This is a genomic window from Streptomyces sp. NBC_01808 (assembly GCF_035917395.1).
Lineage (GTDB): Bacteria > Actinomycetota > Actinomycetes > Streptomycetales > Streptomycetaceae > Streptomyces.
In genome coordinates this window covers 1590209-1610991 of sequence record NZ_CP109072.1, presented here as the reverse complement: position 1 = coordinate 1610991, position 20783 = coordinate 1590209, and the positions used below count along the sequence as shown (strand labels likewise).

Genomic DNA, 20783 nt, shown 5'->3' with positions numbered 1-20783 from the left:
CATGGCCCAAGCCGTGGCGCGGCCGCCAGGAACGGCCCGGCGGCGCGCGGAGAGCCGGCGCGGGGGCAGCCGGCGCGGGGGCAGCCGGCGCGGGGGGTCCCGGCGCCTTCCGTACCTGCTGATCGCCCCCGCAGGGCTGCTGATGCTGGGCTTCATCGCGTACCCGATGCTCAGCGTCTTCTACTACAGCCTGCGCCACTACAACGTCACCAAGCCCTGGCGCGACGGCTTCGCGGGCCTGGAGAACTTCACCACGCTGCTCACCGACGACCCGCTGTTCTGGGACTCCCTGGCGTTCAGCGCCAAGTGGGTCGTCGTCGAGGTCGGGCTGCAGCTCGCGTTCGGCCTCGCCCTCGCGCTGATCGTCAACCAGACGTTCCTGGGCCGCGCGTTCGCCCGCGCCCTGGTCTTCTCGCCGTGGGCCGTCTCCGGTGTCCTCACCACGACGATCTGGATGCTGCTCTACAACCCCGCCACCGGCGTCAGCCGCTACCTCGCCGACGCCGGCATCGGCTCGTACGGCACCTCGGTCCTCTCCGACACCGGCACCGTCTTCTGGGCCGCCGTACTCGCCGAACTCTGGCGCGGCGTTCCCTTCTTCGCCATCCTCATCCTCGCCGATCTCCAGTCCGTGCCGAAGGACCTCTACGAGGCCGCGGCGGTCGACGGCGCCGGGCGGCTGCGGCAGTTCGTGCACATCACGCTGCCGCACCTGCGGGATGCCATCATCCTGTCGACGCTGCTGCGGGCCGTGTGGGAGTTCAACAACGTCGATCTCCTCTACACCCTGACCGGCGGCGGCCCCGCGGGCGAGACGACCACCCTCCCGCTGTACGTCGCCAACACCGGCATCCACGGCCACGACTTCGGCTACGCCTCGGCCCTGACCACCGTCGCGTTCGTGATCCTCCTCTTCTGCTCGATCCTCTACCTGCGCCTGAGCAAGTTCGGAGGCGACAACCGATGAGCACCGCTCCGACCGCGCTCGCCGCGCCCCCGCGCGCCCCGGGTGCCGCGCCCGCCCCTCCCGTACGCCGCGGACGCCGCCGCCGGCGGCGGGCGTACGACGAGGTACCGCGCTGGCAGATCTGGCTCCCGCTCGGGCTCTACCTGCTGTTCACGCTCATCCCCTTCTACTGGATGCTGCTCTTCGCGCTGCGCCCCGCCGGCTCCACCTCGCTGGTGCCGTGGCCGATGACGTTCGAGCACTTCGACAAGGTGTGGACCGAGCGCAGCTTCGGGACCTTCTTCCAGAACAGCATGCTCGTCGGCGTCGCCACGCTCGTGATGACGACCGGCGTCGCGCTCGCCGGCGGCTACGCGCTGGCCCGCTTCGACTTCCGGATCAAGAAGGCGTTCCTGCTCGGGCTGCTGTGCTCGCAGTTCATCCCCGGCGCGCTGATGCTCGTCCCGCTCTTCGAGATCTTCCGCAGCCTGCAGATGATCAACTCGCTGGGCAGCGTCGTCATCGCCGAGACGGTCTTCCAGCTCCCGCTGTCGCTGATCCTCATCAGCACGTTCATCAAGAACGTGCCGTACGCGCTGGAAGAGGCCGCCTGGGTCGACGGCTGCGGGCGCTTCCGGGCGTTCTGCGCGGTGGTGCTGCCGCTGCTGCGGCCGGGGCTGATCGCCGTCGGCTCGTTCGCGTTCGTCCACAGCTGGAACCACTTCCTCTTCGCGCTGATGTTCCTCAGCGAGCAGGACAAGCAGACGATCCCCGTCGGCCTCAACACCCTCATCGGCGCCGACAGCGTCGACCTGGGCGCGCTGGCGGCGGGCGGGGTGATCGCGGCGGTGCCGGTGGTGATCGTCTTCGCGTTCATCCAGCGGTGGCTGATCACCGGCTTCAGCGCGGGGGCGGTGAAGGGATGATGGACCGCGACCTCCGTACGCCCGCACCCGTGCCCGTCGTGCTGGCCGGGGCCCGCGGCCACGGGCGGCGGCACCTGGCCAACATCCGCCGGCTGGAGCGCGCGGGCCGGGTCCGGCTGACCGGCGTCTGCGAGACGCGCCCGCTGACCGCGGCGGAGTTCGCCGGCGAACCCGTCCCGCAGGACGCCGACTTCGCCGCGCTGCTGGCCCGTACGGGCGCGCGGCTGGCCGTCGTCTCCACCCCGATCCCCACCCATGCGGACCTCGCCGTGGTGGCCGCCGCGTACGGCGTGCACCTGCTGCTGGAGAAGCCGCCCGCGCCGTCGTTCGCGCTGTACGAGCGCATCGAGGCCGCCTGCCGCTCCGCCGGCGCCGCCTGCCAGATCGGCTTCCAGTCCCTCGGCTCGCACGCCCTGCCCGCCGTCCGCGCGCTCGTCGCCGACGGCGCCATCGGCGCGGTACGGGGCATCGGCGCCGCGGGTGCGTGGGTGCGCGACGAGGCGTACTTCCGGCGCGCGCCCTGGACCGGGCGGCGCCGGCTCGACGGCAACGACGTGGTCGACGGGGTGCTGACCAACCCGCTCGCGCACGCCGTCGCCACCGCGCTCGCGCTGGACGGCACCACGCGGGCCGGCGACGTCACCGGCATCGAGCTGGAGTTATACCGCGCCCACGCCATCGAGGCCGACGACACCTCCTGCCTGCGGCTGACCACCGCCCGCGGCACCGAGGTCGTCGCCGCCGTCACGCTCTGCGCCGAGCGGGCGGCCGACCCGTACGTGATGGTGCACGGTGCCACCGGCCGGATCACCCTCTGGTACAAGGAGGACCGCGTCCTGCTCCAGCGCGCCGGGCACGGCCCGGAGGAGTTCACGTACCGCAGGACCGACCTTCTGGGTAACCTCCTCGACCACCTCGGCGACGGCACCCCGCTGCTCGCCCCCGTCGCGGACGGCGGCGCGTTCATGCGGGTCGTCGAGGCCGTACGCACCGCCCCGGACCCCGTGCCGCTGCCCGCCGCCGCCTGGCGCGCCGCACCCGCGGACGGCGGCGCTCCGGCCGTGCGCCGCGTGGTGCCCGGCATCGACGCGCTCGTCGCCGCCGGCGCCGAGCGGCTGGCCCTCTACTCAGAACTCGGCGCGCCCTGGGCCGCCGGCAGCGAGGTGAGCCACGTATGACCGTCCCCTCCCGCAACCGCACCGGCACCGACGCCGCCACCCTGCTGAGCTGCGCGGGCCGCCGTGTCGGCCGCTACGTCCACCGCCCGCGCCTCGACGCCCGGCTGTCCCCGCGCCCGTACCTCCACCCGCTCACCACCCTGGCCGGGGTGCCGGTCACCGAGCTGATGCCCGGCGACCACCCGCACCACCTCGGCGTCAGCATCGCCGTCCCCGACGTCTCGGGCGGCAACTTCTGGGGCGGGCGCACCTTCGTCCGCGGCCGTGGCCCGGTCGAGCTGGCCGACCACGGCGAGCAGCGGCACGCCGGGTGGCTGCTGCGCGACCCGGACGGTTTCGTCGAGGAACTGGGCTGGTACGCGGACGGCGCCGAGGTGCTGCGCGAGCGCCGGGCGGTCGCGGTCGCCCCGGCGGGCGACGGGGCGTGGGCGCTGGGCGTGTCGTTCGCGCTGACCAACGTCTCGGGCGGGCCGGTCTCGTTCGGCAGCCCCGCCACCAACGGCCGCCCCGGCGCGGGCTACGGCGGCTACTTCTGGCGGGCGCCGCGCACCGAGCGACCGCCGCGGGTGTTCACCGCGACCGCCGAGGGCGAGGAGGCGGTGCACGGGCGGCCCGCGCGCTGGCTGGCGCTCGCCTCGGACGCCTGGACGCTGGTCTTCGCCGGCGCCACCGACGCCACCCGCCGCGACCCCTGGTTCGTACGCGCCCGGGACTACCCGGGTGTCGGCTCCGCGCTGGCCTGGTCCGCGCGGGTGCCGCTGGCGCATGGGGCGAGCCTGACGCGGCGGGTCGTCACGGCGGTGGCCGACGGCCGGCTGGACCGGACGGCCGCGGCGGCGCTGGCACGCAGAGCGGTGGCGTGACGGGCCGCCCGTACGCCGCCGCCGTTCCCCCTCCGACCCCGTACCCCCGACCCGTACCTCCTTCATCCCACCGAAATGAGCCGACACATGACCACGACCACACCACTGAGAGCAGCCGCCGCCGTCTGCCTGGCGGGCGCGCTCACCCTCACCGCGGCCGCCTGCGGCGACGACGGCAGCACCGGCGGCGGCAGCGAGGGGAAGGGCGCGGGCTCGATCACCTTCTGGGACAACAACGGCGGAGTGCGCACGCCGGTGTGGAAGGAGATCATCGCGGACTTCGAGAAGGCGCACCCGGACATCGACGTCGAGTACGTGCCGATCCCGATCAACGACGTGCAGTCCAAGTACGACACCGCCATCGCGGGCGGGGGGCTGCCGGACGTCGGCGGCGTCACCACCTCGTACCTCGCGAACATGGTCGCGCAGGACGCGCTGGAGCCCGTCGGCGGCCGGATCGAGGACGGCGCGCTGAAGGGGGTGCTGGCCGAGAGCATGACCGAGAGCGTCCGGGCCGCGGGCGGGCGCGGCGAGGAGATGTACTCCGTGCCGACCTCCGCCAACAACGGCACGCTGTGGTACCGCACGGACCTCTTCGAGGACGCCGGGCTCGCCCCGCCGACCACCTGGGACGCGTTCTACGCCGCCGCCGGGAAGCTGACCGACAAGGAGAACAACGCCTTCGGCTACACCATCCGCGGCGGCGAGGGCTCCATCGCGCAGGCGCTGGACGCGATGTACGGGCAGTCGGGGATCACCGACTTCTGGGACGGCGACGAGACGACGGTCAACGCGCCGGAGAACGTCGCGGCGCTGGAGAAGTACGTCGGGCTGTACGGGGACGTCACGCCCGAGGCGGACGTGAACAACGACTTCGTGAAGATGGTCGCGCAGTTCGACAACGGCGACATCGGGATGCTGAGCCACAACCTCGGCTCGTACCAGGACCATCTGAAGGCCCTGGGTGAGGGCGGCTTCGCGGGCCTGCCGCAGCCGACGGGGCCCGGCGGGAAGCGGGTGCAGGTCTCCAACCCGGTCGACGGCCTGGGGCTCTTCAAGTCGAGCGACAACAAGGGCGCGGCCTGGAAGTTCATCGAGTTCGCCGCGGCGCACGAGGCCAACAGCACCTGGAACGAGGCGGCGGCGCAGATCCCCGCCAACACCGAGGCGGCCGGGGACCCCTGGATCAAGGAGTCGGCGCGGGACAACGCCGCCTTCGCGTCGCTGACGGACGGCAGCACGGAGATCGTCCAACTGCCGTACTACCTCCCGGACTGGAACGACATCAGCAAGACGGGGAACGAGCCGGCGTTCCAGAAGGTGCTCCTCGGCGAGCTGACCGCGAAGGAGTTCCTGGACGGGATGGCGGACCAGTTGAACGAGGCCCGGGCGGAGTGGCAGGAGCAGCAGTGATCCCCCGCGGGCCGGCGGCCGTGTGCGGCCGCCGGCCCGCCGGCACCGACTCTGTGAAGGAGCCGCACATGCGTCACCTGACACGGCACGCGGCGGGTGTGCTCGCGTGCTGCGCGGCACTGCTGGCCACGGCGGCCACCCCCGCGTACGGGCACGACCCCGCCCGCGGCACCCTCCCGGCGGGCGACGGCTGGGCGTCGGCGGCCGGCGGCACGACGGGCGGCGCCGCGGCGGGCCGGGAGAACGTCCGCACGGTCCGTACCTGGGACGGGTTCCGCGCCGCGCTCGCGGCGGGCGCCGGGGAGCCGCAGATCGTCCGCGTCGCCGGCACGATCGACGCCGGCGCGGCCGGCTGCGCCGCGTACGAGGCCCCCGGCTACGACTTCGACCGCTACCTCGCCGACTACGACCCCGCCGTCTGGGGCTACGACACCCCGGTCAGCGGCCCTCAGGAGGAGGCCCGCGCCGCCTCCGCCGCGAACCAGGCCGCCGCCGTCAAGGCGTACGTGCCCTCGGACACCACCGTCGTCGGCGTCGGCCGCAACGCCGCCATCAGGGGCGCCAGCCTGCAGCTCAAGGACGCCGACAACGTCATCGTCCGCAACCTCACGCTGGAGAGCCCGCTCGACTGCTTCCCCCAGTGGGACCCCACGGACGGCGACCGCGGCGCCTGGAACTCCGAGTACGACGCGGCCGTGGTCCACAACTCCACCCACGTCTGGCTGGACCACAACACCTTCACCGACGGCCGCCACCCCGACAGCTCCCTGCCGCACCACTACGGCGAGCTGTACCAGCGGCACGACGGCGAACTCGACATCGTGCGCGGCGCGGACCTCGTCACGGTCTCCTGGAACGTCTTCGAGGACCACGCCAAGACCCTGATGATCGGCAACAGCGACGGGGCGGGCGGCACGGACCGCGGCAGGCTGCGGGTGACGCTGCACCACAACCTGTTCCGCGAGGTGGGGGAGCGGGCGCCGCGGGTGCGCTTCGGGCAGGTGGACGCGTACAACAACCACTACGTGATCGCGGCGGAGTCGTACTCGTACTCCTTCGGTATCGGCTTCGAGTCGCGGCTGGTGGCGGAGAAGAACTCCTTCCGCCTGCCGCCGGGGACCGGCGCGGGCCGGATCCTGAAGAAGTGGAGCGAGGCACCGCTGACGGCGGCCCACAACACCGTCAACGACGTCCCGACCGACCTCATCGCGGCCCACAACGCGGCCCACCCGGACACCCCGCTCCAGCGGGACGCCGGCTGGACCCCGACGCTGCGCACCCGGGTCGACGATCCGCGGGCGGTGGCGGGCGTGGTGGTGCCGCGGGCGGGAGCGGGCCGGATCGGCTGAGCCGGCCGCGTACCCGGCGGAACGATCCGTGCGCGGGGCGCGTAGCTGTACGGCTCCGCCGCTGAGGTGTAACACAAGCTCAACCTGATCAGGCGGCTCAGCAGGCACAATGCGACCTGCCGTGTGCACGGCAACCGTCCCCGTCGCCGTTCAGGAGCACCCCCGTGTCCGACCAGATTGCCGACAAGTCCCCTTCGTCAGCGCCGAGTTCCGGGGGGCTGGAGAGTTTCTTCCGCATACGTGAGCGCGGGTCCACCGTCGGACGGGAGATACGCGGTGGACTCGCCACGTTCTTCACGATGGCGTACATCCTCGTGCTCAACCCGATCATCCTCAGCGGCGCCGAGGACAAATACGGCAACCAGCTCGACTTCGGTCAGCTCGTCACCGTCACCGCCCTCGTCGCCGCCGTGATGACCGTGCTCATGGGGGTGACCGCCAACCTCCCGCTCGCGCTCGCCGCCGGGCTCGGCATCAACGCCGTCGTCGCGTACCAGATCGCTCCCCTGATGACCTGGCCCGACGCGATGGGGCTCATCGTGCTGGAGGGCATCATCGTCTGCCTCCTCGCCGCCACCGGCGTGCGTGAGGCCGTCATGCACGCCATCCCGCAGCCGCTGAAGGTCGCGATCAGCGTGGGCATCGGCATGTTCATCGCCCTCATCGGCTTCATCGACGCCGGCTTCGCCACCCGCATCCCGGACGTCGCCGACACCACCGTCCCGCTGCAACTCGGCAGCACCGGGTCGCTCAGCGGCTGGCCGGTCCTCGTCTTCTGCGCCGGTGTGCTGCTCACCGTGTCGCTCCTCGCACGGGGCGTGAAGGGCGCCATCCTCATCAGCATCCTGACGATGACCGTCGTCGCCATCGTCATCAACTCCCTCGCCGACATCGCCGACGAGGCATGGGGCCTGACCGTCCCGGACTGGCCCGGCGACGTGGTCGAGGCGCCGGACTTCGGGCTGCTCGGGGAGTTCAGCTTCTTCGGCGCGTTCGACGAGGTCAGCGCGGTGACCGTGGTGCTGCTCGTCTTCACCCTCTTCCTCACCGACTTCTTCGACACCATGGGCACGGCGGTCGGCGTCACCAGCGAGGCCGGCCTCCTCGACGAGCAGGGCCGCGTCCCCCGCCTGGGCCGCCTCCTCTTCGTCGACGGCCTCGCCACCGTCTTCGGCGGCGCCGCCTCCGGCTCCTCCAGCACCAGCTACATCGAGTCCGCCGCAGGCGTCGGCGAAGGCGCCCGCACCGGCCTGGCCAACCTCGTCACCGGCGGACTCTTCGCCCTGGCCCTCCTCTTCACCCCGCTGGCCCTGGTCGTCCCCTCCCAGGCCGCGGCGCCCGCGCTGATCGCGGTCGGCTTCCTGCTGATGACGCAGGTACGCCACGTCGACTGGACCCGCTACGAGATCGCCGTCCCGGCGTTCCTCACGATCGCCGTGATGCCGTTCACGTACTCGATCACCAACGGCCTGGGCGCCGGCTTCATCGCGTACGTGCTCCTCCAGACGGTCATGGGCCGCGCCCGGAAGGTGCACCCGCTGATGTGGGCGGTGTCGGTGCTGTTCGTGATCTACTTCGCGATCGAGCCGATCGAGGACCTGCTCGGGGTGTGATGTCAGACCTGTCCCGTAGCGTCCGTGGGCATGGAGAGCGTCGAACTGAGCGAGTTCGTCTCGGACTTCGAGCCGGCCGTCGGCCGGGTCGCGGAGACGGGCGAGCGGGTGCGGATCACGGACGGCGGCCTCATACGCCGCGCGGAGGAACTGACCCACTGGACCGACCCCGTGGGACTGCTCTTCGCCGGCCTGGAGCGCGCCTTGGGCCTGGCCCTCCCGCGCCAGGACATCACCACCGGCCACGTACTCTGCGCCCGCCTCGCCACCTCTGCTGGAGATGTCTGAAGGCCATGAACGAGATCGTTGTCCCACCCCCTCCGGAGGATTCCTCCGCCTGGCCCTCATACATCGAAGGGCTGCTGGCCTTGACGTTCCCCGACGGCTACCAGGAGGAGTTCGAGGTGTACGAGGCCACGCCGCGGTGCATCCAGATCTTCCTGCGCGTCAGCGAACCCTTCGACGAGAACCCCTCAGACGCGTACCAGGCCCCCATAGAACAGCTTTTCCGGGCCGAGAGGGACGACTTGGCCGCGGCGCTGGACGAGCGCTGGGGCACCCGCTGCGCATCCGACACGGACTCCGCCGACTTCTCCGCCGCGCTGCTGGAATACCTCCAGGCGTGGCCCGTATACGCCTGGGCCCACGGGGACCGGGTCGTGCTCCTCGGCCTCCAGAAGACCGAGAGGGAGCACCCGTTCGAGCTCTGTGTCGCCGTCGCCCGGCGGTGGACCGATTCGGCGCCCGCTGACGAGGCACTGTGGCCGCTGTTCGTCAGGCAGCTCTGCGACCGGTCCCCCGCCACGGCCGACGCTTTCGTGGTCCCCTTGTGGGAGGGCCGTGAGAAACCGGCCTCGCTGCGGGAGAGGGAGTACCTGCGGGAAGACTTCGCCGATCTCCAGCAGAACCTGCGCGCCGAACTGGCAGCCGTCTGGGGACCACCCCTGGCACTCCGCCCCGAAGGGGAGGATCCCGTGACCCCCGCCCTGAACGGACTCGGCATCCCCTCCCGGGAGTCCCCAGACGTATGGCAACGGGGCAACCGCTTCGTCGCGACCGGTGTCACCACGAACCACGACACCTCACTCACCCTCTTCGCCGCCGTCCTGCCCCAGCCGTCAGCCCTCTAGCCTGCCTCCCGACGTTGCGGTAGCAGTTCGGCGATTCCGGCAGTGCGGTCGAGCATGAGCAGCGCCATGGCACGCGTTCGGCAGGCGGCTTGCGTGCCATGATCGGTGCATGAGCGAGTACTCGTGGCCCTCCGAAAACGGCCGGTTCCATGAAGCGGGTACCGCCGCGGAGTGGCTGGAGACGGTTCGCTCTCTGCCTGTCGGTACCCCGATCGCCGGTGAGGTCACCGGTAGGCAGCCCTTCGGCGCCTTCCTCTCCCTTGACGGCCACCCGGAAGCCGTCGGCCTGGCCAGAGTCGACAGGATGCCCAGGTGCATGGAACTGCCGACCGTGGGACAGGTCGTCACCGGTGAGGTGGTCTGGCATGCCGAGCACAATCACCAGGTGGGCGTCGCTCTCCGGGAATGGGCCGAGCACGAGGACCTGCTCCCTCAGTTCGTGGAGCGTGTCGGGCAGGTTGTCACCGGGCGTGTCACGAAGATCGCGCCGATCGGCTTCTTCGTGCGCATCGCCGACTGCGTCGAAGGGCTCGTTCCGCTCGCCGAGCCGGCCGCGGACATGGCGATGAGTGTCCGCGAGGGACAGGACGTATCGGTGCGGATAGTCGCCGTCGACCTGGATCGGACCCGTGTCGTCCTGGCTGCTGAAGGTGTCGCCTAGGAGTGCTCAGGTGCAGCTTGCCGGTGAACCCGCCGCGCAAGCGCGGATCCGGTGTGACGTCGGCGGTGGTCCGCGTGGCTTGCTTCTGACGTTGGCGTGAGGTTTTAGCGTGGGCTTCTCGGCACGTGCCGAGCAGGCAGCCCGCGATCGTACGAGCGGCCGGGTCGGGCCGTGGGGAAGGCAGAACGTCATGCGTGCAGTCCGGTATCACGAGTACGGCGGTGTGGAGACCCTCGTGGTCGAGGTCGAGTTCGCGGTGGCCCAGGGCGCCACCGTCGTCGGGACGGCCGGCGAGCGCAACCACGACTTCCTCACCTCCCTCGGAGCCGTTCCCACCACCTACGGCCCCGGCCTCGCCGAGCGCCTCGCCACCCTCGCTCCCGACGGCGTCGACCTCGCGCTCGACACCGCCGCCTCCGGGTCCCTGGCCGATCTCGTCGCAGTCGTGGGCGACCCCGCCCGCGTGGCCACGGTCGCCGACTACCCCGACGCGCAGCGCCTCGGGGTGCACTGGGCCCACGCGGAGAACGACCCCGCGCTTCTCGCGGAAGCCGCCGAACTCGGCTGGCAGGGCCGCTACACACCGCGCATCGAGCGGACCTACCCGCTCGAAGAGATCGCGGACGCCCACGCCTACGCCGAGCGCGGGCACACGCGGGGGAAGATCGTGGTCCGCCTCTGAGCCCGGCGCACTCAGCCCGGGGTGACGAAGCCCGACTCGTACGCGGCGATCACCGCCTGCGTACGGTCCCGGGCGCCCAACTTGGCGAGCAGCGCGGCGACATGCGACTTCACCGTCGCCGCGCCGATGTCCAGCCGCGCGGCGATCTCCGCGTTCGTCAGCCCCCGCGCCATCAGCCGCAGTACGTCGGCCTCGCGGTCGGTGAGCCGGGCGCGGAGCGCGGTGGTGCGGTGGGTTCTGGCGTGTGCGGCGGCCAGGGCGCGGACGGCGGCGGGGTAGAGGAGGGAGTCGGTGCGGGCCACGAGGCGTACGGCCTGGACCAGGTCGGCGGCGCCCGCGCGCTTGAGGAGGAAGCCTGCGGCGCCGGCACGGAGCGCGTCGTAGACGTACGAGTCGTTCTCGAAGGTCGTGACGACGATGATGCGGGGCGGGACAGACATCGTGCGGAGGAGCTGCTCGGTGGCGCGGATGCCGTCGATCTCCGGCATGCGTACGTCCATCAGCACGACGTCGGGCTCCAGGCGGCGTACGACGGACACCGCCTCGGCGCCGGTGGCGGCTTCGCCGACGACGGTCAGGTCGTCCTCGGCGGAGAGGATGGCGCGGAGCGCGGTACGCACCATGCGCTCGTCGTCCGCGACGACGATGCGGAGCGGCCGCGCGTCCGGCCGCCCGGCCGGCCGCGCGGCGGTGTGCGGCTCGCCGGCCCCGGACTGCGGCGTCCGCGGCGGCTCTTCGGCGTCCTGGCGCGGCTCGTTCACAGCGGGAGCCTCGCCGTCAGCCGCCAGCCCTGCTCGTACGGGCCCGCCTCCGCGGCGCCGCCGAGCAGCCGCGCGCGTTCGGTGATCCCGCGCAGCCCCCGGCCGCCGCGGGCGGCGGGTGCCGCCCCGTGCGCCGTCTCCGGTACGTCGTTCTCCAGCACGATCCCCAACTCTCCGTCCGCCACCGTGATCCGCAGTCGTACCGGCACCGGGCCCGCGTGCCGCAGGACGTTCCCCAGCCCCTCCTGCACGATCCGGTACGCCTCCCGCGACACCGGCCCCGGCAGCGCCGCCGTATCCGCGGCCACGTCCACCCGCACCGTCGCCCCCGCCGCCCGGGTGCGCGCCAGCAGCGTGTCGAGATCGCGGGCCAGGTCCGGCGCCGGCGCGTGGCCGGAGCCGGGGCCGGGGTCTGGACCGGCGGCGGCGTCCTCCTGCCGCAGCAGCCCCAGCACCGTGTCCAGTTCCGCGACCGCCGAGCGGGTCGTGCCCTCGATCGCCGCCAGCGCCTCCCGTACGAACTCCGGCTCCCGGTCGAAGACCCGCCGCGCCGCGCTCGCCTGCAGTGTCACCGCGCTCAGCGCATGGCCTACCGAGTCGTGCAGCTCCCGCGCCAGGCGGTTGCGGCGGGCCAGGTCGGCGGCGCGCTCCTCGGCGGCGGCGAGCCGGTCGGCCGGGGTGGGTCCGAGGAGCGCGGGGGCGGCGCGGGCCAGCAGCAGGCCGGCGGCGGCCGCGGCGGCGGTGAGCGCGGCCAGCAGTGCGAGGCCGAGCGGCGGGGCGAGCCACGCGGGCACCGCGAGCAGTCCCCAGTCCCGCTCGCGCAACTCGCTCCAGAACGGCGTCGCGAGCAGCACCACCGCCATCGGCGGCACCGCCAGCGTCGCCCCGCTGACCAGCGCCCCCAGCCCCACGTGCAGCGTGAACCACCCCGCCGTCCGCCGCCGCGCCGCCCACGACCGGTCCCGCCCGGCACCCGGCAGCCCGCCCAGCACCCGGCACAGCGCCTGCGCGGCGGAGGTCTCCAGCGTCCGCACCATCGGGAATGCCAGCGGCGTCGCCGCCACCAGCGGCAGGGCCAGCAGGTACGCCACCACCTGCCAGCCCAGGCTGCGGAAGGTGTCGGCGTCGTGGTCCGCGACCTGGAGCGCCACGCTGACGAGCAGGAAGTACGGCATGAGCAGCGCCCCGCCGAGCAGCAGATGGGCCCAGCGAAGCCGCACGACCCCCGCGGACACCGATCAGCCCCGCCCGCGCGGCGGCGGGCCCGCGGGTACCGGCCCCCGCGCGGGGCCGGTGGGGGAGGCGGGCACGGCGGGGGGCCGCGGCCCGGCGCCTCCGGCGGACGCCGCGCGGCCGGCGGGCCGCGGGCCGCCCGCGGATACCGCCGCCGCGCGCTCCGCGAGCAGGGTGGCGCCCACCGCGAGGACCAGCAGGCCGGTGATCATGCCGCCAGCGTAGGCGAGGTTCATCGGCTGGGTCGGCTGCCTGTCGCCCCGTACCGGGTTCTCCGTGACCAGCGACGCGAGCAGCATCCAACCGCTCCACGCCGCCAGCGCCGCCCCGCCGGTCCAGCCCAGGGCCACGGCCGTCGCCAGGCGGGTGCGCGGGCGCGGGCGGTGGGCGAGGAGGACGACGCCAGAAGCGGCGGCCAGTGCGAAGGCGACCTGGATCGCCTCGTTCACGCGGAGGTTCGCGGAGCGCTGCCCGATCAGGTGGCCGGACAGGCCCGCCGTCGAACCCAGCGCCCAGCTCAGGTGCAGCCCCGCGACCAGCAGCGCGATGACCGCGGCCTGCGCCGCGAGCACGCGCTGCGCCGGTGCGCTGGGCGACGGGGGCAGGCCGGCGAGCCGGCCGCGGAGCAGGTGGCCCCAGCGGTCGCGTACGTACAGCGCGAACAGCCAGCCCAGCGCCAGCGCCTGCACGCCGAAGCCGGTGTACACGACGGTGAACACCCACTCGTCCAGGAACGGCTCACCGTCGTCCGCCCCGGCGCCATCGCCGCCGAAGAGGCCGATCACCGCCTGCAGCGGGAAGCCCACCACGATCGGCGCGAGCAGCCCGGTGGCGACCCACAGCGGCAGCGCGACCAGCCACGCCGGGATCCGGCGGCCCCACGGCCGCGTCAGCGCGAAGGCCAGCACGATGACGGCCGCGTCCATGAGGACCGTGAGGGAGTTGACGGCGGCCATGGTGCCGCGCTTCTCCAGCAGCTCGCTCCCGGCCGGGATGCCGACGGTGCCGCCGGCGATCCAGGCGGTCTTCAGCGACAGGTACGGCAGGCAGGCGACGGCGGCGACGAGGCGCAGCGTGCGGGCGGTGCGAGAGGGGTGCGGGTCGGTGACGTCCATGCCCTCACGTTCCCGTCCGGCCCCTGTCCCGTACGTCGCCCGCGCCGACGATCCGCCTCCGCCGCGCGGCGGAGACGGCCCCGCCGCCCGGTCGTACGCCCAGGAGCGGCGGGCCGGCTCAGAGGTGCCGCGTCGCCAGCGTCAGCCGGTCGCGGGCGTCGAGCAGCGCGTCGCGGATCCCCTGCTCGTGCGCCGGCGTCAGTCGCGCCACCGGCACCGAGCAACTGATGGCGTCCCGCGCGGGCGTCCGGTACGGGACCGCGACCCCCAGGCAGCGCAGCCCCAGCGTCGACTCCTCCCGGTCCAGGGCGTAGCCGCGTTCGCGTACCCCGTGCAGCTCCTCGATCAGCCGCTCCCGGTCCGTGACCGTGTGCTCGGTCAGCGGCGCCAGCGACTCGGGCAGCAGCTTGCGGATCTCCTCGTCGGAGTACGTCGCGAGCAGCGCCTTGCCCAGCGCCGTCGCGTGCGCAGGAAGCCGGCGGCCGACGCGGGTGAACGGCCGCAGGTAGTGCTGGGACTGGCGGGTGGCGAGGTAGACGATGTTCACGCCGTCCAGCCGCGCCAGGTGGATCGTCTCCGTCGTGTCGTCGGCGAGCCGGTCGAGGGTCGGCCGGGCGGCGGCGACGACCTCGTCGCCGTCGATGTACGCCGTGCCGACGAGCAGCGCCCGCACCCCGATCCCGTACCGTGTGCCGGTCGCGTCGGTCTCCACCCAGTCCAGCTCCGTGAGCGTGCGAAGGAGCATGTAGAGGCTGGACTTGGGGTAGCCGACGGCATGCTGGACGTCACCGAGGCTGTGCATTCCGGGCCTGGCCGCGAAATACTCGAGCAGTTCCACGGTGCGGACGGCAGACTTGACCTGTCCACCCCCACCGGCGTCGGCGACCCCCATGGCGCTTGACCCCTCTGCTGCCGCAGCGATAAAAGTCCTAGAAAAATTCATGTATAGAGACGGCGTTCAGAATACCGAACCAACGGTATCGTCGGTCACCGTCCGCCATGTGTGCAAGAGGAACGGAGATATCTCAGTTGTCCGCACCAGTCTGGAGCGTCGATCCCCGCACCGGTAACCGCCGGGAGCAGGTCGCCACCGAGGCGACCGCCGAGGAGGTCGACGAGACCGTACGCGCCGCGCACGCCGCCGCCCCGGCGCTCGCCGAACGCGCGCAGCGCGCCCGGTTGTTGCGGGCCGCGGCCGACCTCTTCGACCAGCACGTCGACAAGGTCGTCGAGTGCGCCGACGCCGAGACCGCCCTCGGGCCCGGCCGGCTCAGCGGCGAACTCACCCGCACGACCTACCAGTTGCGCGCCTTCGCCGACATCGCCGAGGCCGGCGACTTCCTCGACGTGCGCATCGACCACGCCGACGCCGCCCTCGCCCCGCCGCGGCCCGACCTGCGCCGCTGGAAGGTGCCGCTCGGCGTCGTCGCCGTCTACTCCGCCTCCAACTTCCCGCTCGCCTTCTCCGTCCCCGGCGGCGACACCGCCAGCGCGCTCGCCGCCGGCTGCCCGGTCGTGGTCAAGGCCCACCCCGACCACCCGGGCACCTCCGAGCTGTCCGCGGCGCTGATGCACCGCGCGGCCGAGAAGGCGGGGCTGCCGCAGGAGGTCGTCTCCGTCGTGCACGGCTTCGACGCGGGCGTGGAGCTGGTACGCCATCCCGTCGTCGCCGCCGCCGGGTTCACCGGCTCGGTGCGCGGCGGGCGGGCCCTGTTCGACGCCGCGGCGGCCCGCCCCCGGCCCATCCCGTTCCACGGCGAGCTGGGCAGCCTCAACCCCGTCGTCGTCAGCGGGGCGGCGGCCGCCGAGCGCGCCGAGGAGATCGGCGCGGGGCTCGCGGGGTCGATGACGCTGGGCGTCGGGCAGTTCTGCACGAAGCCGGGCCTGGTGCTGGTGCCGGCGGGCGAGGCCGGCGACCGGCTCGTCACCTCGCTCACCGCGGCGGTCAGCGACACCGAGCCGGGCGTGATGCTCGACCCGCGGATGCGGGAGGCGTTCGTCGCAGGTGTACGGGAACGGGCGGAGCTGCCCGGCGTGGAGAGCCCGGTGACGCCGGGCGCGAACGGCGAGCACACCGTCAGCGGCGGCTTCCTCACCGTCGACGCCGAACGCCTCGCGGGCGGCGGGGAGTACGAGCTGCTGACGGAGGAGTGCTTCGGGCCCGTCACCGTCATCGTCCGGTACGAGGACGTACCGCAGGTCTCCGCGGTGCTGGCCGGGCTGCCGGGCAACCTCACGGCGACCGCGCACCTGGGCACGGCGGAGGCCGGGGACGCGGGCGCCGGCGACGGCGGTGCGGCGCGGCTGCTCGCCGAACTGACGCCGCTCGCCGGGCGGATCCTCGTCGACGGCTGGCCCACGGGCGTCGCCGTCGCCCCCGCGCAGCACCACGGCGGCCCCTACCCGGCGGCGACGTCCACCTCGACGTCCGTCGGCGGCACGGCGATCGAGCGCTGGCTGCGCCCGGTCACGTACCAGAACGCGCCCCAGGCGCTGCTGCCCGCCGAGCTGCGCGAGGACAACCCCGCGGGCGTGCCCCGCACGGTGGACGGCGTCCGGGAGAACTGACGCGCGGGGCGGGCGGCGGCGGTTCGAACGCCGCCCGCCGCCGTCGCCCGTACGGGTGGCGCGAGGCGCCGCGCCCCCGTCCCGTCCCGCAGGATGGCTCCCCGGGAGAGCCCGAAAACGCTCCCGGGGAGGAGCACCATGGTCCGGTCCAGGCGCCTGGCCGCGGCGTGCGCGCTCGCCGCCGCGCTGTCGTTCGCCGCCGTCCCGAACGCCCGTACCGCGGACACGCCGCGCGTGGACCTCCGCGTCCTCGTCGTGGACGACGGCGGGGAGCCGGTCGCGGCGATCGCCGAGCACCTGGCGGCGATCGGCACGCCGGTCACGGCGGTGCGGCTGGGGGAGCGCGGCCGGCCGCGGATCGACGAGGAGTTCCTGGCCGGCGCGGAGAAGGGGCGGCCGCGGGCGCGGTATCAGGCCGTGGTGGTACCGGGCGGCGGTGGCGCGGTGGAGCCGGGTGGCGGTGGCCGGGGGGCGGGTGGCGGTGTCGCCGGTGCCGTTCCCGCCGTGGCCGCGCCGAGACCGCCGCCCTCGCCGCGTACGAGCGGCGCTTCGGCATCCGCCAGGTCGACGCCCACGCCGCCCCAGGACCGCACTCCGCCCTCGGCGCACCCGCGTGGTCCGGTCGGCTCGACGGCCGCACGGCCCGCGTCACCCCCGCCGGGCGGGCCGGGCCCTTCGGCTACCTCGCGGGTTCCGTGCCGTTCGCGGACCTCGATCCGCGGGCGGCCGAGACGTACGGCCATCTCGTACTGCCGGGCCCGGACTTCACGCCGTACGTGGACGCCGCCGTGCCCGGGAAGCCGCGCGCACGGGGCGCGCTCGTCGGCGAGTACGCCGACGACGGGCGGCGAAGGCTCCTCGTCACCTTCGGCGACCCCGGCGACCGGCTCGCCTACCGGCTGCTGGCCCGCGGCATCGTCGACTGGGCCACCGGAGGCGTGCATCTGGGCGCCGCCCGCTACGGGTTCGCCGTCCAGGTCGACGGCGTCCTCGGCCGCGACGCCCGCTGGGACCCGGACGGCGACTGCACCTCCGGCACTACCGGCTGCGCCGACCTGCCGCCGATCCGGATGGACCGCGGCGACGCCGTGTACGCCCGCGACTGGTCGGCCGACCGGGACTTCACCCTCGACCTCGTCTACAGCGGCGGCGCCGCCGAGCGCCACCGCCGGGCGCACGGCGGCGCCGACGCGCTGGCCGACCGGCTGATCACCGACCGCGAGGCGTACCGGTGGATCAACGGCACGTACGATCGCGCGCCGCTGGGCTGCGTCCGCGGCGGCGATGCTGCGGGCTGCGCGCGGGACGCGGCGGGCGAGGTGCGGTGGACGCCGGAGCGGCGCATCGCGCGGCAGATCGAGGAGAACGTCGGCTGGGGGTGGGCACGGAACCTGATCGTGCGCAGGGACGAGCTGGTCACCGCAGGACACACCGGGCTCGCCGCCCCGACGGGGCAGCCGCTCGACAACCCGAACCTCGCGCCCGCCCTGGGCACGACGGGCGTCCGCTGGCTGGCCGCCGACCGGGCCCGGGACCCGCTGGCGCGGCGGGTGGGGACGGCGTCGACGGTGCCGCGGTACCGGCTGGGGCTGTTCGCGGGGGCGGGGAGGGAGCGGGAGCAGATCGACCAGTACGAGTACCGGTACGGGGACGCGGCCGGGAGCCGGGGCGAGGACGGCGTTGCCGGAGACGGGAGGCGGGACGTGGGCGGCGTTGCGGCGGACGGTGGCGGCGGGGAGGGTGGCGGCGGCACCCTTCGGCCCGCCGCCCCGCTCGACCCGGAGTCCGGCTACCGCTCGTACCTCGTCCCCCTCGCCGCCCGCGCCGCCCTCGGCCACGTCCTCGCCGCCGACCCCGCCCCGCACTACCTCCACCAGTCGAACCTCGCCGAGGACCGCATCGCGTACCCCCTCCTCGACCGTGTACTCGCCGACTACCGCCGCCTGTTCACCCCCGGCACCCCGCTCGACAACCCCCGCCAGCGGGCCATCGCCCGCGACCTCCAGCGCCGCTCCGTCTGGGCGGAGGCGGTACGGAACGGGAAGGTCACCGCGTACCGCGTCGGCGGCACCGTGACGGTGCGGGCGCCGGCCGGCGTGGAGGTACCCGTCACCGCCCCGCCCGGCACCCGGCAGCGGTTCAGCCGCGGCGACGCCGAGGTGGGCCGTCCGTACGCCGGGCGGGCCGCCGGCTGGACGCGCGCCGATCCGGTCCGCGAACTGGTCGTTCTCCGGCTGCCGTGACCGCCCCGCGGACGGCTTCTCAACTCAGCGCCCGGGCCAGCGCCTCGGCGAACCGGTCCGTCGTCCGCCGGTCCCGCACCGCGAGCCGCAGCCAGCCGGGGCCGAGGCCGGGGAAGGTGTCGCCGCGGCGTACGGCGAAGCCGAGGCCGCGCAGCCGTTCGCGTACGACGAGACCGGCGGCGGCGCCGCCCGCACCCGCCACATGGACCAGCACGAACGGTGCCGCCGCCGTCCCCGCGGTCGTGACCTCGGCGAACTCCCCGAGCCTGCCCAGCAGATACGCCCGGTCCGCGCCGACCGCCCGCGCCGCCGCCTCCGCCTCCGCGAGCGCCCGCGGCGCGCACACCGCCTCCGCGGCCATCAGGGCGGGTGTCGACACCGGCCACAGCGGCTGGGCCCGCGCCAGCGCGGCGACCGTTCCGGGGTCGCCGAGGACGTAGCCGACGCGCAGGCCCGCGAGCCCCCAGGTCTTCGTCAGGCTGCGCAGGACGACCAGGCCGGGGACGCCGGTGCGCCCGGCCAGCGACTCCCGCTCGCCCGGCACCGCGTCCATGAACGCCTCGTCCACGACGAGGACGCGCCCCGGCCGGGCCAGCGCGGCGAGGGCGGCGGCGGGGTGGAGGACGGACGTCGGGTTGGTGGGGTTGCCGACGACGACGAGGTCGGCATCCTCCGGCACCGCCCGCGGAGGCAGCCCGAAGCCGTCCTCCGCGCGCAGCAGCACCCGGTCCACGGCGTACCCCGCGTCCCGCAACGCCGCCTCCGGCTCCGTGAACTGCGGGTGCACGACCACCGCCCGGCGCACCGCGGGCCGCAGCGCCCTGGCCAGCAGCACGAACGCCTCCGCCGCGCCCGCGGTGAGCAGCACCCGGTCGGCCGGCACCCCGTGGCGGGCGGCGACGGCGGCGCGCGCGGCGCGGCCGTCGGGGTAGGCGGCGAGCCGGTCGAGGGAGGCGGCGAGGCGGGCCTTCAGCCAGGCGGGAGGCGTGCCGGCGCGGACGTTGACGGCGAGGTCGGTGAGGCCGGGGGCGGCGTCGCGGAGTTCGGCGTCGCCGTGGTGGCGGAGGTCGTGCGGGGTGGGCGGCGGGGAGGGTTCAGTGCGCATGGGCGTGGTCGCCGTGGTGGTGGTGACCCGGGCCGGGGCCGTGGGTGCGGGTCTGGCCGTGCCCCGGGCCGTGGTCGTGGTCCGTGCCGTCCTCGTCGGGGTGGAAGTGGGGTTGCTGCGGGGCGCCGACCTTGTCCTCGTAGCCGGGGAGGGCGATGCGGTAGACGCAGGAGTCGCAGTTCATGCGCAGGTCCCCGGCGACGGCCTCTTCGTACCGTTCCGTCACCAGCTCCACCAGTTCCTCCGCCGGGCCGATGACGCCCGCCGTGCGCACGACGACATCGGGGTGCGCCGCCGCCCACTGCCGCGCCTGGTGGGCGACGCGTTCGGGGAGGACCCCGGTGAAGAGGAAGTACGGCAGTACGACGACGTGTTCCGCGCCCAGCCGGCGGCAGCGCTCCAGCCCGGCGGCCACGTCCGGCGCGGCGAGCGACACGAACGCCGTCTCCACGCCCGCGTACCCGCGGCCCTCCCAGAGCAGCCGGGCGGCCTTGTGGACCTCGGCGTTGGCGTCCGGGTCGGTGGAGCCGCGGCCGACGAGGAGGACGGTGGTGCGGGCCCGTTCGGTGCTCTGGGCCTCCGCCACCCGGCGCGCCAGGACGGCGAGGAGCTTCGGGTGCGGGCCGAGGGGGCGGCCGTAGGCGTACGAGAGGCCGGGGTGGCGCTCCTTCTCGCGGGCGAGGGCGGCGGGGATGTCGCCCTTGGCGTGCCCGGCGGAGACCAGCATGAGGGGCACGGCGGCGAAGTGCCGTACCCCGCGCGCCACGAGCTGCGCGACGGCCTCGCCCAGCGGGGGCGGTGACAGCTCGATGAACCCCCCGGCGACGGGCAGCCCGGGGCTGCGCTCGGCGAGCACGCGCACGAACGCGCGGAGCGCCTCGGCACCGGCGGCGTCACGGGTGCCATGACCGGCGATGAGCAGGGCGGGCTTGGTCACTTGCGTCTCCTCGGTGGTACGGGCCCCGGCGGGGCCGGGCGGGTCGGCGCTGGGGGTTGC

Annotated in this window: 18 protein-coding genes and 1 pseudogene; 13 read left to right on the top strand and 6 right to left on the bottom strand. The window is 74.2% G+C overall.

The genetic code is table 11. The annotated features are described in order from the left end of the window. Position 1: 1 nt before the first annotated feature. From OG946_RS06740 to OG946_RS06690, 11 genes and pseudogenes are all read left to right on the top strand, one after another. Positions 2-967: a carbohydrate ABC transporter permease gene (locus OG946_RS06740; protein WP_326795229.1), complete on the top strand. Its 966-nt coding sequence runs from the start codon at positions 2-4 to the stop codon at positions 965-967. After that, the gene (locus OG946_RS06735; protein WP_326795228.1) at positions 964-1872 is read left to right on the top strand and encodes a carbohydrate ABC transporter permease; all 909 of its coding nucleotides are present in this window, start codon (positions 964-966) and stop codon (positions 1870-1872) included. Before OG946_RS06740 ends, OG946_RS06735 begins: the two co-directional genes overlap by 4 nt. Next, complete coding sequence (locus OG946_RS06730; protein WP_326795227.1) at positions 1869-3050, top strand: Gfo/Idh/MocA family protein; 1182 nt, start codon at positions 1869-1871, stop codon at positions 3048-3050. Before OG946_RS06735 ends, OG946_RS06730 begins: the two co-directional genes overlap by 4 nt. Beyond that, a complete protein-coding gene (locus tag OG946_RS06725) occupies positions 3047-3913 on the top strand; it encodes a PmoA family protein (protein ID WP_326795226.1) in 867 nt (288 codons plus the stop codon). Before OG946_RS06730 ends, OG946_RS06725 begins: the two co-directional genes overlap by 4 nt. A gap of 87 nt (positions 3914-4000) precedes the next feature. Next, entirely contained in the window at positions 4001-5326 is a 1326-nt protein-coding gene (locus tag OG946_RS06720; RefSeq protein ID WP_326795225.1) for an ABC transporter substrate-binding protein, read from the top strand. A gap of 68 nt (positions 5327-5394) precedes the next feature. Beyond that, positions 5395-6675 (top strand): pectate lyase family protein, encoded by a 1281-nt coding sequence (locus OG946_RS06715; RefSeq protein WP_326795224.1) that lies wholly within the window; start codon positions 5395-5397, stop codon positions 6673-6675. A gap of 164 nt (positions 6676-6839) precedes the next feature. Then, positions 6840-8288, top strand: a complete 1449-nt coding sequence (locus OG946_RS06710) for an NCS2 family permease (RefSeq protein WP_326795223.1) — start codon at positions 6840-6842, stop codon at positions 8286-8288. A 30-nt stretch (positions 8289-8318) separates the two neighbouring features. Further along, positions 8319-8576, top strand: a complete 258-nt coding sequence (locus tag OG946_RS06705) for a hypothetical protein (RefSeq protein WP_326795222.1) — start codon at positions 8319-8321, stop codon at positions 8574-8576. 5 nt (positions 8577-8581) lie between these two features. Beyond that, a complete protein-coding gene (locus tag OG946_RS06700) occupies positions 8582-9418 on the top strand; it encodes a hypothetical protein (RefSeq protein WP_326795221.1) in 837 nt (278 codons plus the stop codon). Positions 9419-9527: 109 nt separating this feature from the next. Then, a complete protein-coding gene (locus OG946_RS06695; RefSeq protein WP_326795220.1) occupies positions 9528-10079 on the top strand; it encodes a S1 RNA-binding domain-containing protein in 552 nt (183 codons plus the stop codon). A gap of 238 nt (positions 10080-10317) precedes the next feature. Next, a pseudogene (locus tag OG946_RS06690) lies at positions 10318-10761 on the top strand (zinc-binding dehydrogenase); the annotation flags it as partial. Positions 10762-10772: 11 nt separating this feature from the next. Here OG946_RS06690 and OG946_RS06685 read toward each other — a convergent pair. The 4 genes from OG946_RS06685 to OG946_RS06670 all read right to left on the bottom strand — a co-directional run bounded on the left by OG946_RS06685 (position 10773) and on the right by OG946_RS06670 (position 14762). After that, on the bottom strand, positions 10773-11408 hold the full coding sequence (locus tag OG946_RS06685) for a response regulator transcription factor (protein WP_326800164.1): 636 nt from the start codon (positions 11406-11408) through the stop codon (positions 10773-10775). Positions 11409-11518: 110 nt separating this feature from the next. Next, entirely contained in the window at positions 11519-12757 is a 1239-nt protein-coding gene (locus OG946_RS06680; protein ID WP_326795219.1) for a sensor histidine kinase, read from the bottom strand. 3 nt (positions 12758-12760) lie between these two features. Further along, on the bottom strand, positions 12761-13870 hold the full coding sequence (locus OG946_RS06675) for a hypothetical protein (RefSeq protein ID WP_326795218.1): 1110 nt from the start codon (positions 13868-13870) through the stop codon (positions 12761-12763). 118 nt (positions 13871-13988) lie between these two features. Continuing rightward, entirely contained in the window at positions 13989-14762 is a 774-nt protein-coding gene (locus tag OG946_RS06670; protein WP_326795217.1) for an IclR family transcriptional regulator, read from the bottom strand. Between the two features lie 137 nt (positions 14763-14899). Between OG946_RS06670 and OG946_RS06665 the strand changes: the two genes are divergently transcribed. Together OG946_RS06665 and OG946_RS06660 are read left to right on the top strand one after the other, a co-directional pair. Further along, positions 14900-16438, top strand: a complete 1539-nt coding sequence (locus tag OG946_RS06665; RefSeq protein WP_326795216.1) for an aldehyde dehydrogenase (NADP(+)) — start codon at positions 14900-14902, stop codon at positions 16436-16438. Between the two features lie 695 nt (positions 16439-17133). After that, positions 17134-18681 (top strand): hypothetical protein, encoded by a 1548-nt coding sequence (locus OG946_RS06660; protein WP_326795215.1) that lies wholly within the window; start codon positions 17134-17136, stop codon positions 18679-18681. A gap of 19 nt (positions 18682-18700) precedes the next feature. On the opposite strand, the gene cobC is transcribed toward OG946_RS06660, so the two are convergent. Continuing rightward, the gene (gene cobC, locus OG946_RS06655; protein ID WP_326795214.1) at positions 18701-19786 is read right to left on the bottom strand and encodes an Rv2231c family pyridoxal phosphate-dependent protein CobC; all 1086 of its coding nucleotides are present in this window, start codon (positions 19784-19786) and stop codon (positions 18701-18703) included. Continuing rightward, positions 19776-20723: a sirohydrochlorin chelatase gene (locus tag OG946_RS06650; protein ID WP_326795213.1), complete on the bottom strand. Its 948-nt coding sequence runs from the start codon at positions 20721-20723 to the stop codon at positions 19776-19778. Before OG946_RS06650 ends, cobC begins: the two co-directional genes overlap by 11 nt. Positions 20724-20783 lie beyond the last annotated feature (60 nt).